14 protein-coding genes are annotated in these 22610 nt (G+C 57.6%); 3 read left to right on the forward strand and 11 right to left on the reverse strand.

From position 1 onward, the window contains the following. Positions 1–10 precede the first annotated feature (10 nt). Both PW792_14030 and PW792_14035 read right to left on the reverse strand, forming a co-directional pair. Positions 11–1462, reverse strand: coding sequence for a sulfatase-like hydrolase/transferase (locus tag PW792_14030; protein MDE1163043.1), 1452 nt, complete (start codon positions 1460–1462; stop codon positions 11–13). Positions 1463–2204: 742 nt separating this feature from the next. Continuing rightward, positions 2205–3269, reverse strand: a complete 1065-nt coding sequence (locus tag PW792_14035) for a glycosyltransferase family 1 protein (GenBank protein MDE1163044.1) — start codon at positions 3267–3269, stop codon at positions 2205–2207. Between the two features lie 209 nt (positions 3270–3478). On the opposite strand from PW792_14035, the gene PW792_14040 reads away from it, so the two are divergent. Continuing rightward, positions 3479–5080 carry an ABC transporter ATP-binding protein gene (locus PW792_14040; GenBank protein MDE1163045.1) on the forward strand — a complete coding sequence of 534 codons (1602 nt, stop codon included), beginning with the start codon at positions 3479–3481 and terminating at the stop codon, positions 5078–5080. Between the two features lie 8 nt (positions 5081–5088). Here PW792_14040 and PW792_14045 read toward each other — a convergent pair whose 3' ends face one another. Together PW792_14045 and PW792_14050 are read right to left on the reverse strand one after the other, a co-directional pair. Then, complete coding sequence (locus PW792_14045) at positions 5089–6282, reverse strand: hypothetical protein (protein ID MDE1163046.1); 1194 nt, start codon at positions 6280–6282, stop codon at positions 5089–5091. After that, on the reverse strand, positions 6269–7195 hold the full coding sequence (locus tag PW792_14050) for a glycosyltransferase family 2 protein (protein MDE1163047.1): 927 nt from the start codon (positions 7193–7195) through the stop codon (positions 6269–6271). The genes PW792_14045 and PW792_14050 overlap by 14 nt, the downstream gene beginning before the upstream one ends. 92 nt (positions 7196–7287) lie before the next feature. Here PW792_14050 and PW792_14055 point away from each other — a divergent pair, with 92 nt between their 5' ends. After that, positions 7288–8241, forward strand: a complete 954-nt coding sequence (locus PW792_14055; protein ID MDE1163048.1) for a glycosyltransferase — start codon at positions 7288–7290, stop codon at positions 8239–8241. Beyond that, complete coding sequence (locus tag PW792_14060) at positions 8238–9443, forward strand: glycosyltransferase family 4 protein (protein ID MDE1163049.1); 1206 nt, start codon at positions 8238–8240, stop codon at positions 9441–9443. The genes PW792_14055 and PW792_14060 overlap by 4 nt, the downstream gene beginning before the upstream one ends. A gap of 41 nt (positions 9444–9484) precedes the next feature. On the opposite strand, the gene PW792_14065 is transcribed toward PW792_14060, so the two are convergent. From PW792_14065 to PW792_14095, 7 genes are all read right to left on the reverse strand, one after another. Continuing rightward, positions 9485–11533 carry a family 20 glycosylhydrolase gene (locus tag PW792_14065; GenBank protein MDE1163050.1) on the reverse strand — a complete coding sequence of 683 codons (2049 nt, stop codon included), beginning with the start codon at positions 11531–11533 and terminating at the stop codon, positions 9485–9487. Positions 11534–11677: 144 nt separating this feature from the next. Next, positions 11678–15250 carry a TonB-dependent receptor gene (locus PW792_14070; protein ID MDE1163051.1) on the reverse strand — a complete coding sequence of 1191 codons (3573 nt, stop codon included), beginning with the start codon at positions 15248–15250 and terminating at the stop codon, positions 11678–11680. Positions 15251–15404: 154 nt separating this feature from the next. Then, the gene (locus tag PW792_14075; GenBank protein MDE1163052.1) at positions 15405–17534 is read right to left on the reverse strand and encodes a glycosyl hydrolase family 18 protein; all 2130 of its coding nucleotides are present in this window, start codon (positions 17532–17534) and stop codon (positions 15405–15407) included. Between the two features lie 477 nt (positions 17535–18011). Then, entirely contained in the window at positions 18012–19187 is a 1176-nt protein-coding gene (locus PW792_14080) for an ROK family protein (GenBank protein MDE1163053.1), read from the reverse strand. 132 nt (positions 19188–19319) lie between these two features. Further along, a complete protein-coding gene (locus PW792_14085) occupies positions 19320–20276 on the reverse strand; it encodes an alpha/beta hydrolase (protein MDE1163054.1) in 957 nt (318 codons plus the stop codon). 25 nt (positions 20277–20301) lie between these two features. Further along, complete coding sequence (locus PW792_14090; GenBank protein MDE1163055.1) at positions 20302–21216, reverse strand: carbohydrate kinase family protein; 915 nt, start codon at positions 21214–21216, stop codon at positions 20302–20304. Beyond that, a complete protein-coding gene (locus PW792_14095; protein MDE1163056.1) occupies positions 21213–22574 on the reverse strand; it encodes an amino acid permease in 1362 nt (453 codons plus the stop codon). Before PW792_14095 ends, PW792_14090 begins: the two co-directional genes overlap by 4 nt. Between the last annotated feature and the right edge of the window lie 36 nt (positions 22575–22610).

Genomic DNA, 22610 nt, shown 5'->3' on the forward strand with positions numbered 1-22610 from the left:
ACCTTCCATCCTAGGGATATAAAGCCGCAGACCGTATTACAGGCTCGCCTTCACCAGCGGCCCTTAGTAACTCTTTGAGTCGCTCGCGCAGTTCATCTGCTTTCTTTCGATATTCCTGCCTACCTGCGAGGTTGATAAGTTCATGGGGGTCTCCGCGCTGATCATAGAGTTGATACTCCGTGTAACTCTCCGCCGCAGGTGAAGTGCTTGAACCGCTCAGGTCGGCGACGCAGTATGTCCAATCCGGCGTCCGAATAGCACGAGCCGTCATCGACTCACTGATCTGGATGAACTGCTCTTGTTTCCAATGCTCACGTGCTGCAGAGTCATTCAGAAGCGCATACGCACTGCGGCCCTTCCACGAGGCCGGCACCGCTACCCCTGCTGCCTCCAGCAACGTAGGCGCAACATCAATCAGTCCAATCAGCTCCGGCACTTGCTGTGCTCCACGAAAACCCGGACCATCGATGATGAGCGGCACTCGAATCGAACTGTTGTGCGTGCTGCGCTTGTATTCCTTGTTGCGAGTAGCGAAGTGGCAGCCATGATCGCTGATAAAGACGAAGATCGTGTTCTCCGCTAAGCCCTCTTCTTCCAACACGCGACGTACTCGCCCCACCGAAGTATCGATAGCCGAGATGCAGCCGTAGTAGTCGGGAAGTTGCGACTGCCAGATTCCTGGCTGCGCGCGCAGGTCCTCCGGCACGGTGATGTTCTTGAACGTATCCGCCACACCATTTGGTGCGACCGGCGTGCCTCGATCATTCTGCTGATGCGGCTCTAGCTGCGAGATGAACAGGAAGAATGGCCTGTCATGTTTCTGACGAAGAAATCGCTCCGCACGGTCCGTGAGGAAGTCGACGCGGTACTCATCCTTGTATTCGATAGGTTGATTGTCGCGATCCCATATCGTGCCTTCGTAAGGGTGCGTGGTGCCCTCAATCGAATTGCTTCCCTCCCATAAATCGTCAAAGCCACCGCGCTCGGCAGCAGGCACAGCGCCCGGCCCACCACCTTGAGCCTTCCCGGGTGCAAGATGCCACTTACCGATGAGATTTGCCGAGTACCCGGCCTTGCGTAGCTCACCAGCCAACGTAGGAAGCGACTTGTTGAGCGGAAGACCGTTGTGCCACACTCCGGTTTCCGTCGCATAACGGCTAGTAAACAAAACCGAACGCGCAGGAGCACACACCGGCTGGTTCGTCACCGCTTGAGTAAAGTTCTTCCCTCTCGCTGCCAACGCATCGAGATTCGGCGTACGCGTAGAGTTGTTGAGTCTATTCGCTCCGACGAAATCCCAGCGGAACTGGTCAGCCAGATACAACACTATATTCGGTGCCGGCTTCTTCTTCGTTGTGGCAGCTGCAGCCGTGGTTACTTCGACTTGGCTTGCCCCAACCGTGAGTGCAGCGGCGACCGACTTTTTGAGAAATGACCTACGGGAGTTCGGTGATTGAGACATCAATATCCCTCCGCCGGCTTCTTGTCCGGCATGCTTCAAATAGTGCTCACCAGCCTCAGAATGCGGGACACTTCTTGAGGACACATGCAAAGAGTCGGCGCTCTGCAGCCATGGATTCAGCGCAGCATGTGCGAGGAGTGACCATCAACGCGATCGACCATTGGCATACAACACTCGTACGCAACTCGCCAGCAACCAGAGGCTCTGGAACCCAGACGGCTACAACAATGAGTTTTGAAATGAAAAAGGAATAGCAGAGCGCTTAGAAAAGAATCGCATTAGTAGCGACAACAAGCAGTCTGGTGATAGAAGTCCACGAACTCACGTTACCCACGATCAGTCACAATGTCAAACAGCTGCGGATCGCGTCTACACCTCTTCCGCGGACGGAACAATCATGAAATCTATGATGATTGAGGGTTCCCCCTTTAGGCGTACGCCTCAAGAATCCCTAGAGGAATACAAGGTGCGGTGAGTAGGCCCTACGCAAATGGTTTCCCTGTTTTTTCCTGTTTACTACGGGCCGCAGATTAGGATCAGTCTTTTAGACCGAATACACGGTGCGTCTGCTTGCTGTTGAATTCCCCAATTCCTTGTTTAATTCCCTGAAACAGCGAATGTCATTTAGAGACAGGGTTCGCCACAGACTACATCCACCGCCAGATTGAATGAGGCTTCGGCCTCAGAATGCGAAAGAGCCCGCTAAGCAGCGGGCTCTTTGCTCTTCTCTCCACGCTCTCCGCTAATCGTCCTTTGCAGCTCGCACGAGCGCATCGCGAAAGGCGTCCATCATCTGCGGGACGCGGAACAGAGCGGCCTGTGCGGCCCCACGCGCAATGTACTCCTGACGCGTCTCCGGCTCTTCGAGCAGCTTGCGAACAGCCGACTCGATGCTGCTCGGGGCAGAGGAATCGACAGCAAAGGGATCGACAAAAAGCGCGGCGGAACCGGCAATCTCGCGCAGAGCTCCCTCCTGCGTCGTAATGACGGGGCAGTTGAAGTGCATGGCCTCGAGGACGGGTAGACCAAAGCCCTCATAGAGCGACGGATAGACCAGTGCGAAGGCGCGCTGGTACAGCGCCACCAGCGTGCTGTCGTCTGCGACAACTGCGGTGACGCCTCCGCCCAGGCCCCAGCGGCTCAGGTAATCCTCTTCGGTATGGCTCAACCGGCCGGTACAGACGAGTTGCAGATCGGGGTACTCCTGCAGGATGGGCTGCAGGGCGCGGACGAGCGAGTAGAAGCCTTTCCTACCAGAGCGTTCGCCGACGAAGAGCAGGAATTTTTCTGGCAGCTTTGAGGTTGTCGGCGTCGCGCGGGCACTCGCCAGCAGGTTTCCCGTGGGAACGACGACGACGCGACGAGGATCCACCACAACCTGCTTGAGCAGCGCGTCGCGCGTGTCGTTTGAGATACAGAGCACGAGGCTTGCCCGGCAAGCGGCGTAGAGGAGGCTGGTCATGCCAGGGCCTGCGGCGTCAAAGAGCCCATCCGGTGCGGTCACGCACGTCATCAGATCATGCACGACCATCAGAAACGGTGCGTCTGCCCTCTCGTCCAGAAAGCGGGAGTCAAACTCGGGCGACGTGAACAGGATGACGTCGTACTGGCCTTGTCGCACGGCACGCCGAAACAGGCGCCGAGAAAGATAGTCCATCACGCGAACCGCAAAGGGAATGCGGTGCAGCCACAACGTGCGGCGGGAAAGCGGCGTATGGAAATCGCATTTGCTGGAGACCAGAGGAACGTTCAGCTCCACTCCGCGCTCGCGTAAGCCATCGCAAACAGCCGTGTAATAACGAGTCAATCCGCAACGACCAAAGCGAAAGACCGATGGATCAACGAGGACTCTCAAGGTAGGTAGAATACAAGAGATATTTACGCTTCATGAGCCATCGGGCGTCCTTTATGCAAACAGAAATCAGTTCCGATGGGATGAACCGCAAGGGAAAAACGCTCCACGCGGCAGGTCTTCGATTTGCTCTCAGACTGCTGTCGCCCAGCCAGCAGCGCTTCATGGGATTGATCGTCGGAGAGCGCATCCTTCTCGGCATCTGCGATCTTCTGCTTGCCGGGGCGATGTATCTGATGTTTCTGCAGCTCCAGGGCGGCCACCCCAAACATCACGCAGCATGGATACCCCAGACCGCGCTCTCCTCTGCGCTCTGCTCTGTTGTGCTGGTAGTCATACGGCTGCTGCTGGATCTGGGAGCGTCTCACCACGTCGTTCGATTTACGCAGAAGCTCTATGGCGAGTTTTCTCGGCAACTGGTGCAGGGATACAGCGAGCTTCGCTGGAATGCGTTTGTGCAGCGCAACCGCAGCGAGTTGGTCAAACACGCGACCTCTACCGCGCTCGATGCAGCGTACTCGTTTCAGATCTACACAGAGTTGATCGCGGGCTCCGTGATTGTTGTGCTGATGGCAACAGCACTGGTGTATCAGAGCGTCACGATTGCGGCCTGCCTCTCTGTCATCATCCTTCTGCTCTATCTGCTGCATCGTTACATCCTGCGGCGCAGACTGAAGCTGGCAGCGGCCAGCCGAGAGCAGTCGCTGCGCGTCATGCAACGCGTGCTGACCGAAGTCTTCACCTCCTCCAAGGAGATACGCGCGTACGGCAATCAGTCATTCTTCTACAAGCTTCTGACCAGAGAAACCGCGATACAGGCAGACAGCAACACGCAGCTTGCGCTGCTGCCTCAGTTCTCTCGCGTGGTTGCGGAGCAAGGCGTGATCCTGGTGTTTCTTGGGATCATCCTTTCCGCACTGATCTGGGGCGGCGACATTCATCAAATGCTTTCGCTGCTGATCTTTTACTTCGTCGTCTCGCGGCGGATGCTTCCTCTCATCAGCCAACTCGCTCTCCTCTTCGGGCAAATGGACGGAGCGTACGAGAACCTCAGCATCGTCCATCAAGAACTCAAGGACTCTCGAACAGCAAGAACAACCACAGAGTCGCCCCGCAGCCCGGAGCCCGGCTATGCGCTGCAACTCAACCATGTAACGTATGCGTATGACGATGGCAGCCGCGTCCTGGAGGACATCTCCTTCGACCTGCACGCAGGAACTACCATGCTTCTTCGCGGCGTTTCCGGCAGCGGAAAGAGCTCGCTCTTGAACCTGATCGCTGGAGTCGCGGAGCCCACAAGCGGAGAAGTTCTGATCGATCGCGCGACGGCAGCGTACGTGCCACAGGAGATCGCGATGCTGGATGAGTCCGTTCGCCATAACCTGCTCTTCGGGCTGGCTCCCTTGCCTGACGAGGTTCTGATGCAGGCGCTCGCCATCGCAAATCTGGATCAGTTTGTCGCAGCTCTGCCGCAGGGGCTCGACACGAGAGTCGGCGATAACGGTGTGCTCTTCTCTGGCGGCCAGCGGCAACGCCTCGGCATCGCTCGTGCCACGTTGCGTGGAAAAAAACTGCTGCTGCTGGATGAAGCGACATCCGCACTCGATGCAGAGAACGAGCGCCAGATTTTGGAACGCATTATCCAGTGCGACACGGCGGTGCTGATTGTGACGCACCGGTCCGATGACATAGGCATCGCCGACCGCACCCTGCAACTCGAGAACGGGAAGCTGGTGGAGCAAGCGTCAGAGCCTCCGTCGCAGTAACGCGGCTACTACCGCTGCGCGCGCATCGTCTCCTGCAGATTCTCGATCAGGCTGGCAGTAATGGACTCGTCTGAAAACGTCTCTCGAAGATGACGAGCCACGGCAGCGGCCTTTGCCTTGAACGCAATGCGATTCGCAAAGCAAGCCTGCATCCTCGCGGCCATCGTCTCGACATCCGTCTCCACCCACTGCTGATCTGCGGTGTAGGAGCCATCGCGGTCCCGGGAAGGAATCCGCGACCAGGCACTCTCCACCAAGCCATACTCCGCTTCTGCCGTCAGGTAGGCACGGTGTCCACCTTCGTTCGGCGCAAGAACCGGTTTCCCGTAAAGCGCGGCTTCATACATTCCGATGCCCCACCCTTCGCCACGCGTGCAGGAGACGTAGCAGCCGCCAAGCGTATGCAGCGCGGCGATCTCGCAGGACGGCCAGTCCTCTTCGATCGAAAGAATCTGTGGAGACTCTTCGGCGAGCTTTCGTGCGCGATCCATGGGAGAAGGAACGATCCTGCAGAAAGCACGCCGTAGCCGCCCTCCCGGAGCAGAGGTCCGCGTCGCTGGGGTCTTCAGAACAAGTGCTACGTCCTCGCGTGCCGCAAAGGCACGCAGGAACGCCTGCACCAGAAGATCGTTGCCCTTACGCGCAGACCACGTACCCACGTTGTAGAAGAGGAAGCGGTTGCTTGAGGACGGAAGACGAACGCGCAAAGCCTGCAGGCAGGCATCCTGCGGCGCATGGCCATGAAACTCTGACAGATGCGGTACAGCGAAGAGGGGGCACGACACGCCACTCTCACGAAAGAGCGTTACGTTCCACGGAGACGGCGCCATCAAGGCATCCAGTGGCTGCAGCAACGCTGGCCAGTGTTGCGGAATCCGCGTCGTCTCCCAGACCGTCATGCCGACGATAGGCCCGCGAACGCCACGACTCCGAAGCCACGCCGTTAGGGGCGCGTAGTACTCGGGAACGCAGTGCAGGATAGAGATGCCGTCGAGAAAGAGAGTCGCAGAGCACTGTTCACGAAGCCCCGCAGGAAGCATGTCCGTAGCGGCACATTCGTACCAAAGGCCAAGCCCCGGCCCGGGAAGCAAAGGCTGAAAGCAGACGGAGACACCCATGCGGCTGAGGGCTCTGACGTACTGCCCGGCGGCACACGCGTAGCCGGTCTGGTCCGCAGGGGCAAGGTAGTTAACCTGCAACATCGCTCTTTACGATCCATTGGTGAGCTTCGGTGTTCAACCACCGGGCTTCGTTTCGCCGATAGCCGATGAAGCCAACAGCGTATCCCTTCAGACTCAGAATGCGGCTGCGCCTGCGCTTGCCACGAAGCAGCACGCTGCCGGCGAGATGCTTGCCTGTCTCCCAGACTGCGCGAGGAAGGTAGCTGGACCTCCAGTGGCGAGCAAAGCAGGCGCCGCGTGCGCGGGCGTATCGATACGTTTTCTGGAGCGCGACCTCATCGCTGTAAGGGCTTGCATCCGCATGGATAAAACAGACATCGGGAACGTACGCCGCGCGCACATCGGGCACGGCCGCCCATAAGCGCCGAATCAGATCCACCGCTTCTTCTGCTCCGTAGACTCCGCCGGGCCCGAAGAAAGCATCGAAGCCCCCGATCTGATCGAACAGGCTGCGACGGATGTACAGAGTGGACTCCGCGAAGGCGTTGCGCAGGCTGCGACGATCAATCTCGCAGGCCTGATCCGGCCAGCGCAGCACGGAGGCCTTCCCCTCACGATCAATCGTGCGGCCGCTCAGCACATCGCACGCCGTAGTTTGCAGGTGATGCCGCAACCTTTCTAGCGTTACCGGAGTGAGCGCGCAGTCATCATCGGGAAAGCCAATCCACTCTCCAACCGCAACCGAAGCCCCGAAGTTCCTCGCAGAGCTTGCGCTCTTGCGGTTCATGCGAAGGTGCTGCACAGGCAAAGGAAGCTGAATGCTGGCGAGCAGGTCCACAAGACGATCATCATCATTCTGATCCACGATGATCAGTTCTACATCCGAGAGCTGCGAGGACTGGAGGCTACGCAGGAAGCTCTGCAACTCCGATGTGCGGTCGAGCGTGGCCACGATGAAAGAAAGCAGGGGCGCAGGATCAGCAGGGAAGCTCATAAAGTAACTCTTCTGGAATGAATGCGATAAGTGATGGGCGCAGCGTTGTGGCATCTACTGCGTAAGGGGCATTGCGGTTATATTCGAAAACGATGAGCATTCCCCGAATATTTCACTTCATCTTCGGCTTGAAACAGCAAATTGAACCGTTTCATCTCATGCACTATCTCTGCCTGCGATCGTGCCTGGAGCGCAATGCGCCAGACGCAATCCATCTGCATTATGTGCACGAGCCTTGGGGAGAGCTTTGGGATGCGATTCGTCCTCATCTTACCCTTCGCCCGCTTGAGGGCGCTCTCCCCCTTTCCGGTTATCGTTACGCCGAAGGGAGTAGCTCTGCGGCGTACGGCTATGCGCATGCTTCGGACTTTCTGCGCGTCGATATTCTGCAGCGGGAAGGCGGTGTTTATGCAGACATGGATACGCTGTTCCTGCATCCTCTGCCAGACGTGCTCTTTGAGAATCAGTACGTTATGGGACACGAAACGGTGGATACGACCGCTGCTGCCGCCATACTGGGCGGATCCCTGTGCAACGCCTTTCTCATGGCCGAAGCTGGTTCAGAGTTTGGCGCGCTCTGGTACGACAAGATGAGCGCGCACTTCGATGGGTCGTGGAGTCGCCACTCCACCTTTCTTCCGTACGAACTCAGCGTTCAGCACCCGCAAATCATCCATGTCGAACCACAAAGTTCCTTCTTTTCGCTGGACTGGACCGCAGAGGGCATCGCGAGGATTTTTGAGCGTTTTGAAACGTTCCAAGAAGAGGTCTATTCGCTGCATTTGTGGGCGCATCTCTGGTGGAGTGAAAGCCGCGTAGACATCAGCCGCTTTCACCAGGGACGGCTCACAACAGAGTATGTTGCCCATGCAGAGACGACGTACGCGCACTACGCACGAACGCTGCTGCCTGCGGGCGCGAAGACCGGAAGCGCAACGGCGTACCGGCTGCAGCGGTCGGCGCAGAAAGCAGACGACCTCAGTCGCAACATCGCAGGCGCTGTGCGAAGGAGAGTTGCGCGACTTTGGAAGAGCCAAACGCGATGAAGAAGAACTGCGTTCTCGTCACGCCCACGTTGCCCGGCCGCGAAGGCTCCGGCCTGCAACAGCGTGCGTTTGCGTGGCTGCTCGAACTCGCTCGCGAGTACAACGTCACCCTCGTTCTGGCGCTGCCGGCTGAAAACATCGCTTCTACGCTTGAAGCACGAGCGACGCAGGAGCTTCAGCCTTATGTGACGCAGATAGAGATTTGCCGTGCGACTACTTCGCCCAAGTGGCTGCGTCTGGCGGCGCTGCTCTGCCCTCTGGCGCTGCTGTGGAAGCCCCAGCTTGCGGACGATTGGGTGCAACCGCTTGGCTGGGAACCTCAACTGCCCGAGCAGATTGACCATATCCATGTCTTCCGCTTTCGGACGATGATGATCGGTGAGTTCCTTGCGCGCGCTTATGGCCTTCGCGATTACGGTATCGATCTGGATGATGTCGAGTCGAACACGCTTGCCAGCATCGCGCGATGCGTGTGGAGACGGAAGCAGCCAAAGTTTGCGTTTCACCTCTTTGCCGCTTCGTTGCAGTACCGCATTCTTGAACGCACGCGCCTCGGTCGCGCGTCGCAAGTGTACTTTTCGAATCCCGAGGACCTGCGCTACCTGAGCAAACGAGTGCCAAAGGAACGGCTTCACTACAGGCCGAACAAAATCACGATTCCTGCCAGCCGGGCAGAACGGCGACTTCCTGGTGTCTTCAGCCTTCTCTTTGTTGGCACGCTGGACTATGTTCCCAATACGGATGCAGCTCTCTGGATTGCAGAGGAGATTGTTCCCGCCCTGCGTGAGGCGATTCCGCAAGGTTTTGAGGTCGTCATCGTGGGACGTGGTGCGAGTGATTCGCTAACGGCTCGCCTACAGCAAGAGCCGGAGATTCGCTTTGTGGGAGAGGTCGAGCATTTGTCGCCCTACTACGCGGCCAGTCATGCCGCTCTGGCCGCGGTGCGCTATGGCGGAGGCACGAAGCTGAAGGTGCTGGAGGCCGTTGCGGAGTTCTGTCCGGTCATCACTACGACACACGCTGTAAGCGGACTTCCCTTCGCAGCGGACCGGGACGTTCTCGTCGCGGATACACCGCAGGAGATCGCGGCCGGATGCCTCCGGCTACGTCAGCACCCAGACTCCGCCGAACAGATGGCCCAGCAAGCCAACAGGGTTTTGCATGAAAGCAACCTCGCCCATGCAGGCATGGGCGAGGGATGAGTCTCTGACTCGGTACGGATCGCTTGAAATGCTGAGGGCAATCAATGTCCGACAGATCGTACGAGCCGTTCCACCGCCGGGGCGATTTGGTCGAGGAGAGCAGCTTCGGGCTGTTCGAGGTGCTGCAGAAGAACGATCTGCTGCTGTTGCGATTTCTTGCTGACGGAGGCCTTCTTTTGCAGATTGCTGAGGGCCGCCAACCCGATCTCCGCGACATCGGCGAGATGATGAGAGACCGGAACAAGTTCCGCAGTCAGATCAGAGTTCTTCAGCGAAGGCTGTAAGCGGGCGTCGTTGTCACGCCACATGGTTAGCCATTGGCGAGCCTGCTCCCACTCCGCCGGAGTGGCTTTGCCGGAGGCGATGCGTTCGGCGAGCTGGTGAAAGATCCTGGCCTTTTCGCTCTCGGCAGGGATCGAATCCACCAGACGGTTCAAAGGAAAGAAGACGTTGTAGTGGTTGAGCGTTTCGCGCACGTAGTCGCGCGTTGGCTGTACGGCGCTGCCAAGGACCTGCAACGCGGAAGGATCGGCGTAACCACTGAGCCGCTTGAGCTCCTGCGCTTCCGTGGCCTGAACGGGAAGATTATAGAAGGCGAGCTTCTGCGCGAGGACGTCGAGGCGCACGTACATCGAGTCGGTATCCTTCACGGCGCGTGGCGACCATAGCCGCTCGGCGACGACGGCGGCCCGTGGCCAGATGCGCATGTTCACGTTCTCCGGAGTGACGTACTCCGTCCACATCGCAGCTTCGCCGCCGAGGATGTTGGCTTCCTGCGCGGCGGTGAGCGTGATCTTGCCACTATCGAGGGGATCGGCCAGATAATGGTCAGCGGCAGAGTGGTTCAGATCAAGGTAATAGCCCGCCGACAGGATTCCACGGTATCCGCTACGTGCGGCTTCGGCGAGGGACCTGGGGCCACGCCAGGACTGGATGACAACGTCGTGAGGTGTGTCCGGCTGTAGCACTTCATCCCATCCCACCATGATCTTGTGATGATCCGCGACAAGCTTTTGCACTCTGGCGGTGAATTCAGCCTGCAGAGCAGCATTGTCCTTGAGGTGATGCGCCTGCATGTACTGCTTGATATGGGCGTTGGCGTCCCATTCCTTGCCGTTGCATTCATCGCCACCGATATGGAAGTAGGCATCCGGAAAGAGGCTGGTCATCTCGTCGAGGAAGCGATCCAGAAACTTGAAGGTGCTCTCGCGGGTGGGATCGATCGCGGGATCAAAGACTCCCCAGTCGCGCTCGATCTGATAGGGTCCGCTGCCGCTGGCGAGTTGGGGATAGCCAACGAACCACGAGGTGGTGTGGCAGGGCATATCGAATTCGGGAATGACACGGATGCCGCGGGCGCGAGCGTAAGCAAGGACCTCGCGAACCTGATCCTGGGTGTAATAGAGACCGTCTGAGCCTTTCTCGTGCAGCAGAGGAAAGGCCTTGCTTTCCACGCGGAAGCCCTGATCGTCCGAGAGGTGCCAGTGGAAGACGTTGAGCTTCACGGCTTCCATGCCGTCGAGGTTCTGGCGAATGATGGAGAGCGGCATGAAGTGACGGCTGGAGTCGATCATGAGTCCACGCCAGGGGAAGCGGGGCTTGTCGTCGATGGTGACGGCAGAGAGGGCGAATCCCTGAGGCGTGGTGTGGACCAGTTGCAGTAGCGTCTGCAGGCCATGAAGGATGCCGAGAGGGTTGGGGGCGCTAAGCAGAATCTGCTGCGAGGTGACCTGCAGATGGTAGGACTCGTCTTCTCCAAGCTGCTGCACGGGAGCGGATGGTCCGGCGGTCTTGACGATCAGCAGCACTTGTTTGGACGGCTGCGAGGGGAGGGCCGGAGTGCCGGTCAGGCGAGAGAGGACGTCGAGGAAACGAGTGCCAGCGTCCTTCAGGCGAGGTTCGGTGTAACCCTGAAAGTCGATCCTGATGCCGGAAGGAAGGTTCAACTGACCGGGAGCGGAGACGACGCTTTGCGGCACAGGCAGGAGCGTGAGCGGAGCTTGCTGTTGCGCGTCCGCGCGGGTGAGACCCAACGTGAAGCAGAGCAGGACAATCATGCAGTTTGTGCAGAGCAAAGCGGGCTTGAACACGGTACCTCTTCGACGAAATCCTTCATAACGTTACAAGAAGTGAGCGAAGCCTTATGCCGCGGAGAACGGCGGCATAAGGCCCCTTTCTTGCGATCGAAGGCCGAAGCTGACGCTTCGGCCTTCGATCTGAGGCTACAGCTCAGGCTAGAAGTAGATCTTTCCGCTGAACTGCATGATGCGGGCGGCGTGTGCACTGGTCGCCTGTCCGAACAAACCATTGCCAAAACCGGTGTCGATGAGCCAGAAGTTCGTGTGGTTGAACAGATTGAAGGACTCCGCTCGCATCTGCAGGCTGATGCTGTTGGTGAACTTGAAGTTCTTCATCAGTCCTAGATCGACCTTCTCCGTGCCGGGTCCCAGGATGTTTCCGGCCCTGCTGCTGCCGAAGTGTCCCTGAGCCGTAGCGAAGGAGCTGGTAGAGAACCACTGCGTTCTGTTCTTGGTGTGCTGGATAGGCGCAACCTGATCCGGACGAGGTGAGACGTCCGAGTTGGAGGTGACCATGCCGAGACCGCCGGGGTATGTTCCCGCCGGGCTGTTGTTTGCGCAGAGAGGATTCGCCGCGGTGCCCGGGTTGTCCGTCGTTGGCGTCGGGCAGGCGAACGGATCGCTCGTCTGATAGGCGCTGATGGACTGGCCGGAGTTGAGGGTCACGATACCGGAGACTTCCCAACCGCCAGCGATGTGGCCAAGCAGACCGCTTTGTTCGCGGTAGAAGGGCAGCTTGTACACAAAGTTGGAGATGAAGGTCTGAGGCTGGTTGAGACCGGACGGACCGTAATCCATCTTGAGGTTGTAGGCGTAGGTGCTTGCCGATCCCGGAGGTCCGCTGAGAGCCGAGCCTGTGGCAGCGGTTCCACGGTCGTTCCAGGAAGTGGTCAGGTTCTTGGACCAGGTGTAGGAGATTCCGAGAGTCAGATCGCGAGTTGTGCGGTGCTGCAACGAAACCTGAACGGAGTTGTAGTTTGCGGTGAAGGCGGGAATTCTGTTCTTGAAGTAGGAGTACCCAAGGTAAGGACGAATGTTGTTCAGAGGTAAGGTGGGGTTATCGGCACGCGTCGACAGCGTTGGGACGTTGCTGTCGATCTCACCCTGGAGATGGCGAGAGATGGAGCCGACGTACGCGATCTCCAAGAGGGTTGTGGGCGCCAACTGCTGCTGAACGGACAGGTTGTAGGCCGCATACGACGGGACCTTGAAAACCGGTGAGCCAGCAGTGGTCAGAGGGTTCGGGCCATAGGCGGGCGTGATGCTTCCAGCGCCGATGGGGTTATCAAAGCTTGTTTTGGTGATGGTGGTCGTCTGCACGAGCGGTGGGTCGCTGAAGGCGTTCTGCTCCCAGATGCCGTTGCTCGTACGGTCGAAGAAGATACCGAAGCCGCCGCGCAGGACGCTCTTGCCATCGCCGAAGAGGCTGTACGAGAAGCCAACGCGCGGACCGAAGTTCCAGTTATTGTTGGGGTTTACCGTACTTCCGTACGGTGAGCAGGAGACCTGGGAAGAGATGGCCTTCGCCGCCGTGCAGGCATCGCCCTGTGGGAAGATCAGGCCGTTGGCATAGGTAGCCGGAGTAAACTGCTGGCCCGCTGCGAAGTTTCCATCGCTATTCAGCGTCGGAGCCTGCAAGGGGTTGTAGAACGCAGGAGCAAAGTTGGCCAGCGTGTTCTTCGCGTCGGAGGGCGCGGGGAACCGCGTCCAGCGAACACCGAGGTTCAACGTGAGTCGGCGGTTCACCTTCCAGTCATCCTGAACGTAGGCTTCGGTGTTCCAGAAGCGAAGATCGGGGACGATGTCGCGATCTGCCTGCTGATACTGAACGGCGTTCCCGAGCAGGAAATCTCCCCAGGTGTTGAAGGAGAAGCTCGGATTACCTTCGCTGGCGTTCTCGGTCTTCAGCATCTGCTGCGCCGTGATGCCGGCACGCAAGGTGTGGTTTCCAAGTGTGATGGTGAAGTTATCGAAGATGTTTCGGTCAAGGTTGCGCTCATTGTAAGGAGCAGAGCCCTGCGAAAGAACGGTGACGGACTGGTCAAGAATATTGACGCTGGGGATACGGCCGTAGGGGTCAGGGTTGGCGATGTTGTTCGTCAACGAAGAGAGGACGCTGGGCGAGTTAGCCGGGCCAGAGAGCGAGGCGTTAATCGTGCCCTGTGAGTAGGCGAACTCAAGCTCGTTCACCATGCGGGGAGAGATGGTCCACGTAAGATTGGCGACGACATTCTTACCGGGAGCGTTGATGCCGGCGTTGACGATTCCGGGATAGTTCGCACCTCCCCAGAGGCCGGTCGGGAGATTGCTGGGTGCGTCGTCTTCCATGCCGCGAGCGAAGAAGTGGAGCTTGTCGTTGAAGTAGTGATCGATACGAACAAGGTCCTGACGGAAGTTGTTGAGCGTGGAGAACGAAGAGATCTGCGTTCCGTAGGTGAAGTTGTTGCTGGCGTTGAAGGTGTTGAAGTTGGCCTGATTCTTATTGAGAACCTGGGAGAGGTACACCTGCGCGTTTGCACTGTAGCAGGCAGGGTTGATGGTCCCCGTACCGCCGCCAACAGGAATGTCGGGATTCGGGGTCCAGTTCGTAATGCAACCAGCCGGTGCAGAGGGCTCGTTCGCTGCGTAGAAAGAGCCTGCGAGCTCTCCCGCCGTTGGAGCCGCAACGTTGTTCGACGTGGGGCTGGTGATCTTGCGCCACTCTTCTGACCAGAAGAAGAAGGTCTTCTTCTTCTCGGTGTTATAGACCCGCGGAATATAGATGGGGCCGCCGAGAGTGAAGCCGAAGTTGTTGTAGTGATCGGGAGGGCGCGGAATTCCCTGCTGGTTGTTGAAGTAGTAGTTTGCGTTGGTATTCGCCGTGCGTGCGAACTCATACACGGAGCCATGGAAGGCGCTGGTGCCTGAACGTGTGGCAACCACTACCTGACCGCCACCGCTGCGTCCGAAGCTGGCGTCGTAGGAGCTGCGCTCGAGCGTGAACTCCTGGATGGCATCGATGCTCGGCACATTGAGCAGTGAGGAGTTCGCGCCGCTGTCGTTGATGTCGGCACCATCTACGGTCCAGTTGTTCGCCGTGGCGCGAGCTCCGTTGACCGAGACAAAGGCGTTGCTATTGAGGCCGCCAAATCCAGGTTGATCGCCAAGGATATTGACCACACCTGGCTGGAGCGTAACTAACTGCTGGAAGTTACGGTTCACAAGTTCCAGTTCGCGAACCTGCGTTCCTGAGATCGTACCGGCTTGAGAGCTGCTGCCTGTGTCAACAGAGACCGGATTGTCCTCTACCGTGACCGTCTGGCTTTCAGAGCCCGGCTTGAGGACGACGTTCAGCGTGCGCCTCTGTGCCACGTTCAAGATCACATTGGGACTGGAGTAAGTGGCAAAGTTCGGATCGGAGACCTTTATCGTGTACGTTCCAGCAGGAAGATTGCTGGCGGTAAAGCTGCCAGAGCTGTTGGACTGCACGATGCGTGGCTCACCGTTCACGCCGTTCTGTGTGATGGTGATCGTGGCGTTCTGAATCACCGCGCCGGTGCTGTCGGCGACGATTCCGGTGAAGGTTCCGGCCAGCTCCTGCGCACGTGCCACAGGGGAAAGCAACAACAAGGCCGCCACAGCCAACATCAGCCAGGAGCATAGCGTGATGAAGCTCGCCCCCTTGTTTGAGATGCCCGAAGCGGATGCCATCTCGGCACAAAGCAAGGAGCTAGAAGAAGATCTAAACATTAGGCTCTCCATGAGTGATTGCATAAGGGAACTTTGACTTCGTTCCGATTCTTTCGATTCCTATGCGGTCTTTCTGGCCTTCGGCATTGACCGCCGAAGGCCCAGAAAAGGTTAGTGGTGACCGCCACGCAGAGGCCTGCGCGGCGGACAGAGGCTACGGGTTGAGGTCTGTTGCCAGAGCCTTGGTGAGAGAGGAAGTAGCGTCGTCATCCTTCAATGCCCAGACGTAGCCACCACCCAAGCCATTGGCTTTGATGTAGCTGACCTTGCATTGCACGGACTGCGGGTTGTCATAGCTGATAGCGCTCGCAGTGGTCGAGTTGAACATGCGAGCCGTGCAGCGGGTAGCGTCGTAGCTGGAGGTGTACCCGTTGCTCAACAAGTTCTGAATGGTGCGATAGGTGATGAGGCCATCCGTCAGCAGATAGTCACAACCTGCAGCAGGGCTCGACTGGTTATTTCCGGTGGAGCAGTTACCCAGTCCGTTGAGGTTGAAGACAGGAGTCGCTCCGTTTAAGGTGAGGGCTCCAGTCGGATCTGTAACTCCGGTTGAGTTTTGATACATGCCACCGTTGGCGGAGGTTAGGCCGCCGGCCCAGCCAGAGCCGTAAAGTGGGAAGCCCATGGTGTACTTCGCTGCGGGAGCGCCGTGAGCGAGGTAGTACTGCACGGTGTCGTTGATGGTTTGCCCAGTTCCATAGATCGGGCTGGCCGCCTCGTCGTACAGCGGCGAAGCGTCGTTCGAAGCGTTGGACCAGTCGCCGGCGTAGTTATAGCCGTCGACGTTTAGATAATCCAGGACTGCGCTAAGACCAGAGATATCGATGGTGTCGTACCCACCGTCGTCACCAGAGAACTCAGCGGAGCCAGCCTTCGAAGGACCTGCAGCGAGATCGGCGAGAACGTAATACTGCTTACCCGTGGTTGCGGACAAGGTATTGAGCTCGGTGCGGAACTCCGTCATCAGAGCGGTGAAGCCAGCCGTCTCGTTCGCGTTGGGGAACTCCCAGTCGATGTCGAAACCATCGAACAAGGCTCCCGAAGAAACACCCGAAGCTATGTTGCCCTGGATGAACATGCTGACGCATGAGCTGACAAACGCCTGACGCTGCGCAGCCGTGCTGGAAGCCTGGTCAAAGAGCTGGTTGTAGGTGGGTGGGTTCCAACCACCGATTGAGATGAGGATCTTCATATCGGGGTGGAGCTGCTTGAGCTGCGCCAGAGCACCGAAGTTACCCAGCAGCGGCGACGTTGCAGCCGTCGCTCCGGTTACCTGCGGAACGCTTTTCTGATAATCCGCATAGCTGTCAGCCAGAGCGCAGCTTACGCTGCTTCCATTGGCAGAGGGCTTGGCGAAAGCGTAAATAAGATGCGTGAGCGAAGCGGCTGCGCCGCTGGTCTGAAGATCAGCAACGTTTGAATTCGCGTAATACGTTCCCCACTCTTCAAACCAACCACCCACGAATAGCTTGCTGCTGGTGGCAGGCGTAGCAACCGTCACGGACGTTCCCGAAGACGTACCAACGCTGTCGGTTGCAGCAACCGTGAAGGTGTAGCTCGTAGAAGCAGTGAGCCCGGTGACGGTATCCGTTGTCGAAGAGGATGTGAGCGTGGAAGGCCCACCTGTGATGCTGTAACTCACGGTGCAACCGGTCGGAGCTGTTGCTGCCGTCCAGCTAAGCGTTGTGCTCGTTGCGGTGGTTCCTGCAGCCGTCAGTCCTGTTGGAGCCGATGGAGCCGCAGAGCAAGAGCTGGCGGAAGTGGTGACGCTGACCGCCGAGCTGGCCGCAGAGGTGCCTGCAGCGTCCGTGGCCTGAACCGAGAAGCTATAGGTCGTCGAGGCGGAAAGACCGGTGATGGCATCGGAGGTCGTGCTGATGGAACCGATCGACGAGCCGCCACGCAGTACGTTATAGCTGACCGTGCAGCCTGTCGGAGTCGTAACTGCAGCCCAGCTCAGATTCGTTCCGGAACTCGTAGTGCCCGAGGCCGCGAGACCTGTCGGCACAGCCGGAATAGTCGTACAGCTGGAGCAGGAGCCGGTGAGCGTCCAGGGCTCTCCGGAGCCCGCTCCACCGCTGTTTGTGGCGGGGCTGTCACCCTGCGTCCACCAGTTCGCTACGTAGTTTTCACCGCTCAGGCTTGCTGTCATGCCAGCGGTGTAGATGGCTGTAGAACTCCACGTAGCGGCGCATGAGCTCTGCGCCACCGCTGCATGAGGAAGCATGAACAGGACCACGTTTGTTACTAGAAAGAGGAAAAGGGAAAGCAACTTGCGTTTCATCAACTCACCTCGACTTCAAGAAAGGGGGAGATTATCCCCGCGAATGGTTTAGGAGCTTGGGAGCTCCATTTGGTGCGGGCCATACAAGTCAGAGAGAAAGTGAGACGAAGAACCGCAACGATGCCACGAGCGAAAGACTCTCGCAAAGACCGATAGCGTAATGGAGGTATCTTGAGCCATGTCGACAGGAAAAGCAGATAACGGGAATCCGAGATTCGAGACATGCGAAATCTCCCATGAATGGTCGTTGAAGCAGAACGGAACGCACAGCTTGAAAACAAGACGGTGGTTATGGCCCAGATACGACGGAGACACAAATCAAGACTTTTTAACTAGAGATGCAAAAGATACTTATGAACGTATCATTAAGAACTGAGTCGGTCAACTGTTATTTCATACAATTTGCGTTGACTTGTCTGAACAGATCGACCTTGCCTGTCGACGTGTCACCAGCTCGGCACTAGCTCTCCCCTGTGCTTACTTGTGTGGCGCGGGGTAGCTGTACAGATGTTGCTCTGCCTCCTGCATGGAGACAGCAAGAGCGCCCCAAACAACGGCTGAGTTGCCGAGATTGGAGGGCAGAACACGAGCGGTACCAACCTCGTTTTTGCGCAGCATTGCTATCGTGGGCTCCAACAGCGCGGGATGAGAGCCGAGATCGCCGCCAAAGACAAAGAGGCTTGGGTTGAGCGTCAACGAGAGGTTGAGTACGACGTCGCTGAGAAGGCGCGCGCGTTGATGCACGACCTTGATGGCAGTGCTATTCCCTGTCATCGCAAGGTCCAGCACGTTGAGCGCTTTATGGATCTTGCCGGGAACTCCAGATTTAGCGCTAACTGCATTCCAGCTTCTGAGAATGCCTGGGCCGCTGAGGATCTGCTCGAGCCGACCATACTCATACAGCGCAGGCTGCATGCTGGAGATGTTCGGAACGTGAAGGTAGCCGATTTCGCCAGCTGTCCAGCTGGAACCGTGTACGATTTTTCCGTTGACGAAAATGCCTGCTCCCACGCCAGAGCCTGCCGTGATGAGAATGCAGATGAAACTCTCCTCCGACTGGGCGACACCGTTGAAATGCTCGCCTATGGCGGCAAGGTTCGAGTCGTTCTCCACGAAGAGAGCGCATGAGAACTGCTTGCGGAGCATTTCAAGCAAGGGCACGCCTCTCCAAACACTGGAGTCGCCCACCGAGATGACTACGCCATCGCGCGCATTGGTGATGCCCCCTACGCCAACGGTCATGGCGAGCAGCTTCTTCCATGGCAGACTGTTCTTCTGCATGAGCGCGCGCAGGGAAACGCCTAATGCATCGACGACACCCTGGGGGTTGCGAGCATCCTTTGGCAGAGCTTCGACCAGCTCTTCGATTCGCTCGCCATTCAGGTCGGTGAGCAGGACTCTTAGGCTGTCGGCCGTAACATCTACGCCTGCAAGACAGCCATGTTCGGCTTTGAAGCGAAGGTTATCGGGACGGCGTCCGCCGCTTGACGTTCCCTCTCCCATCCATTCGATCAAGCCGCGCTCATCCAGATCAGAGATCACGTTCGCAACGGTTGGCGCGCTCATTCCTGTTTTGCGAACGAGATCGGCACGGGAGCAGGGACCGAGTTTTTTCAGCAACGACAAAATTGCGCGAGCGTTTGTCTCGCGCATCAGTGCCGGACTGCCGATCAAGATTCGATTTCCACTCATACCGCTGTTTTCACCCGTTGCAATTCCTTAGCATTCGGTCAGGCGTTGATCTGGCACCCTGCCCGCTTCCCATTCGTATCTCAAGGAAACATTCTAACGATTCTTAGGATTTCTTTCCCCAAACTGAAACGCCTTTTGCAGTACGCGGACCTGCTCCTGCAGCAGTTGCTTCGAGGTTGCAGCAGAAGAGATGCTGGCAAAGCCGTGAGGGAGCGAAGGAACAAGGTGTAACTCGACGCTAACTCCGGCTTCGAGCAGACGTTGTGCGTAGCGGAGGCCGTCGTCGCGCAGAGCATCCAGGCCCGCACAAAGAACATACGCAGGCGGAAGGTGCGTGAGGTCCGCGGCATGGACAGGCGTGGCGTAAGGGGAAATATCGCGATCCTGATCGCCGAGGTACCACTGCCACATGACCCTGGCCTCAGGAGTGGCGAAGTCTGGAACATCCGTGAACTCGCGAGCAGAGACAGAGTCGAGGCGGTTGTCCAGCGCAGGGATCAGCAACATCTGAAAGCAGAGTCCGGGGCCGCTGCGGTCTCTTGCCAGAAGTGCAACTGCTGCTGCGAGATTAGCCCCGGCGCTCGATCCTCCGATCGCGATACGGGCAGGGTCGAGCCCAAGTTCAGCCCCTTGTTCACGCAGAAACTCCAACACACGATAGCTATCGAAGAGCGCAGCTGGATAAGGATTTTCTGGAGCGAGGCGGTAGTCAACGCAGATGACGAGGCACTGTGCCTGCGCCGCATAGTGCGCACACTGCCATTGCTCCGAGAAGAGGTCTCCGCAGAAGAACCCGCCACCATGCAGGTAGAGCAACGCGGGTAACGGAGCCGCGATGCTTTTGGGCCGGTAAATTCGTAAGGGGATTTGACGAGCATCTTTAGTGGAGAACGGGATGCTGAGATCGTTCACCTCAAGGTCGAAGCTGGCGTAGTCCATCGGCTGCCTGGAGGCGATGCTTGCCTCTCGAACGAGGTTCGCGTCGTTGAGAACCGGCCGGGGCGTCTTGATGAGAGGCATGAACTCGGGGTCCATCCAACGGTTCGACATGGATCCTCCAGAGAAAGTGGTCTTGCTAGACAACGTCCATCATCTCAAGTCTTGAGGGCAATGCCGTCAAAGCACCAGCTGCCCGCGTGGAAAGTGAACCACAGATGCAGGCCCGCCACAACTGCTCTTCAATATCAGCGCCAGAGAGCCAGGCGTCGATGAATCCTGCGTCGAAGGCATCCCCTGCTCCAGTTGTGTCTACAACCCGAACAGAAGGAGGAACCACTGTGTAGAGGTGATCATGATGGAAGGCTGCAGCTCCGCGAGGCCCTAATTTAATGACCGTATTCTGCAAGCCCAAAGCGGCGAAGACACGCAGCATCTCTTCAGGGTTTTTATGCTTTGTTAGCAGCTGCGCTTCGCTTTCGTTCGGTAGGAAGAGATCGACATCACGAAGAACTTCGAGGCTCCCTGGGCTGAGAAACCACTCTTTACGCCAACCTGGATCGATGGACACAGTGCAACCCGCAGCGTGGAGGGCCGGAAGCAGATGACGAGCGAGGTCGACCTCCAGCGGCATGGCAAAGTGAACATGCTGCGTTTTCGTGAGAGCTGTGATCGTTTCAGGTAGCGCCACATACTCCGCCAGCATCCGGTTGGCGCCAGCGTAGCTAAGGAAGCTACGGTCTTCCGTGGTGGACATGCTGACGGTGAGAGCATTGGGCAGCCTGGAAGAATGAATGTGCTCGGAGTGAACGCCGAAGGAACTCAAGCGGGCCTTCAGCCAAGTCTCCTCGTCGGCACCGAGCACACCAAAAACAGAAGTTTCATGGCCGAGTCGAGCCAGCGCGCAGGCGGTATTGACCGTGCCTCCACCAGCTTCGCGACGATACTGCTCGGCAAAGACTTCTTCACCAGGTAATGGGACATGGTCGAAATCAGTGAAGATGTGGTCCACATAGATTTCGCCCACTACTGCGATATTCCAGCGTTTCATCATAGGGTTTCAAAAGGACGTCCATGCACCTGACGTGACTTGTAAAAAAATGCTGCGACTCCGAGTAACGTGGCGAAGACCGCGAACAGAATGTTCTTCGCGCCGCTGGAGAAAAGGACAAAAAGCCAACCGGTAGAAGCGACGACTACCGGCAACGGATAAAGAGGCATTCGAAAGGTTCGCTTGCCCTCACTGAGGTTTCGTCTGCGAAGAAGCACTACGGCAACACACTGCGCAAGGAACTGAACGATGACCTGAATGACGATGACCAAGCTAATCAGCGTGTTGAGATCCAACAGACAAGCCAGGGCAGAAAGCGCTCCAAGGATCAAAAGTGAGACGTGAGGAAATCCTTTGGTCGGGTGAACTTTTGCAAATATGCTAAAGAACTCTCCCTCACGAGCAGCCATGTAGGGGATGCGAGAGAAGCCAAGCAGAATGGCGAAGACCGAGGCAAAAGCCGCGACGAGGACAAGTACATCGGCGACCATCGCAGAGCGTGCGCCATAAACATGCTGGATAAATTCGGCAACGATGGCGCTCGAGTGCATGCTGTGTTCTGCGGGAAGCACGCCAAGAATGGACAGGTTCATGGCTATATAAAGAATGGCCACAAAGACGATGGAAAGAACGATCGAGTAAGGGATCGTTCGCTCCGGCCGCTTCAGTTCTCCGCCGATGAGACAGACGTTGTAATAGCCGGCATAGTCATAGACAGCAATCAACGTTGCGGCCCCGAGACTTTGCCAGTACCCGCCTTGCAAAGAGAAATGAAACCCGCTGATCTGCTGATGGAAAGCCGCTGGGATATGTGCCGCGCCACCCAGGATGATCCACAGAATCGTACCGATAACGAGGAGCCACAGAACTACTGAAATTACGCCGATGGTTGTGATTCTGCGGTAAAGCAGAACAACGTTGACGAGGCAGACGGCCATCGATATGGCGCATAAAGCGACAGAGTTCAGCGTTGGGCAGAGATAATGCAGGTACTGCGAAAATCCAACGGCGCCAGAAGCAATTAGAAGAGGAGCGGTGAGCACGGCAGACCAGAGGATAAGAAAGCTGGCCACCCTTCCATACGAGTCAGGGCCAAAAGCTTCACGGAGGTAAAAAAATGGGCCGCCGGAGAACGGCATCGCGGCCCCTAGTTCTGCCCATACCAAACCATCACAAAGCGAAATCACCGCTCCAAGCACCCAGGGGAGGAGGACGCTTGAACCATGCATAGCAACCAATGCCAGAGGAATGCTCAGGAACGGACCGACACCGATCATGTTGAGCATGTTTGAAGTGCTGGCACCGAGGATGCCCAACCTTCGATCCGAGTTATCCTCTGCACCCCCTACGTTGGTTCGCATGAGAGACTCCGCACTGCTGTGAATGAAGACAAGTAT

The sequence above is a fragment of the Acidobacteriaceae bacterium genome (genome assembly GCA_028283655.1).
In the GTDB taxonomy this organism is placed as follows: Bacteria; Acidobacteriota; Terriglobia; order Terriglobales; family Acidobacteriaceae; genus Granulicella.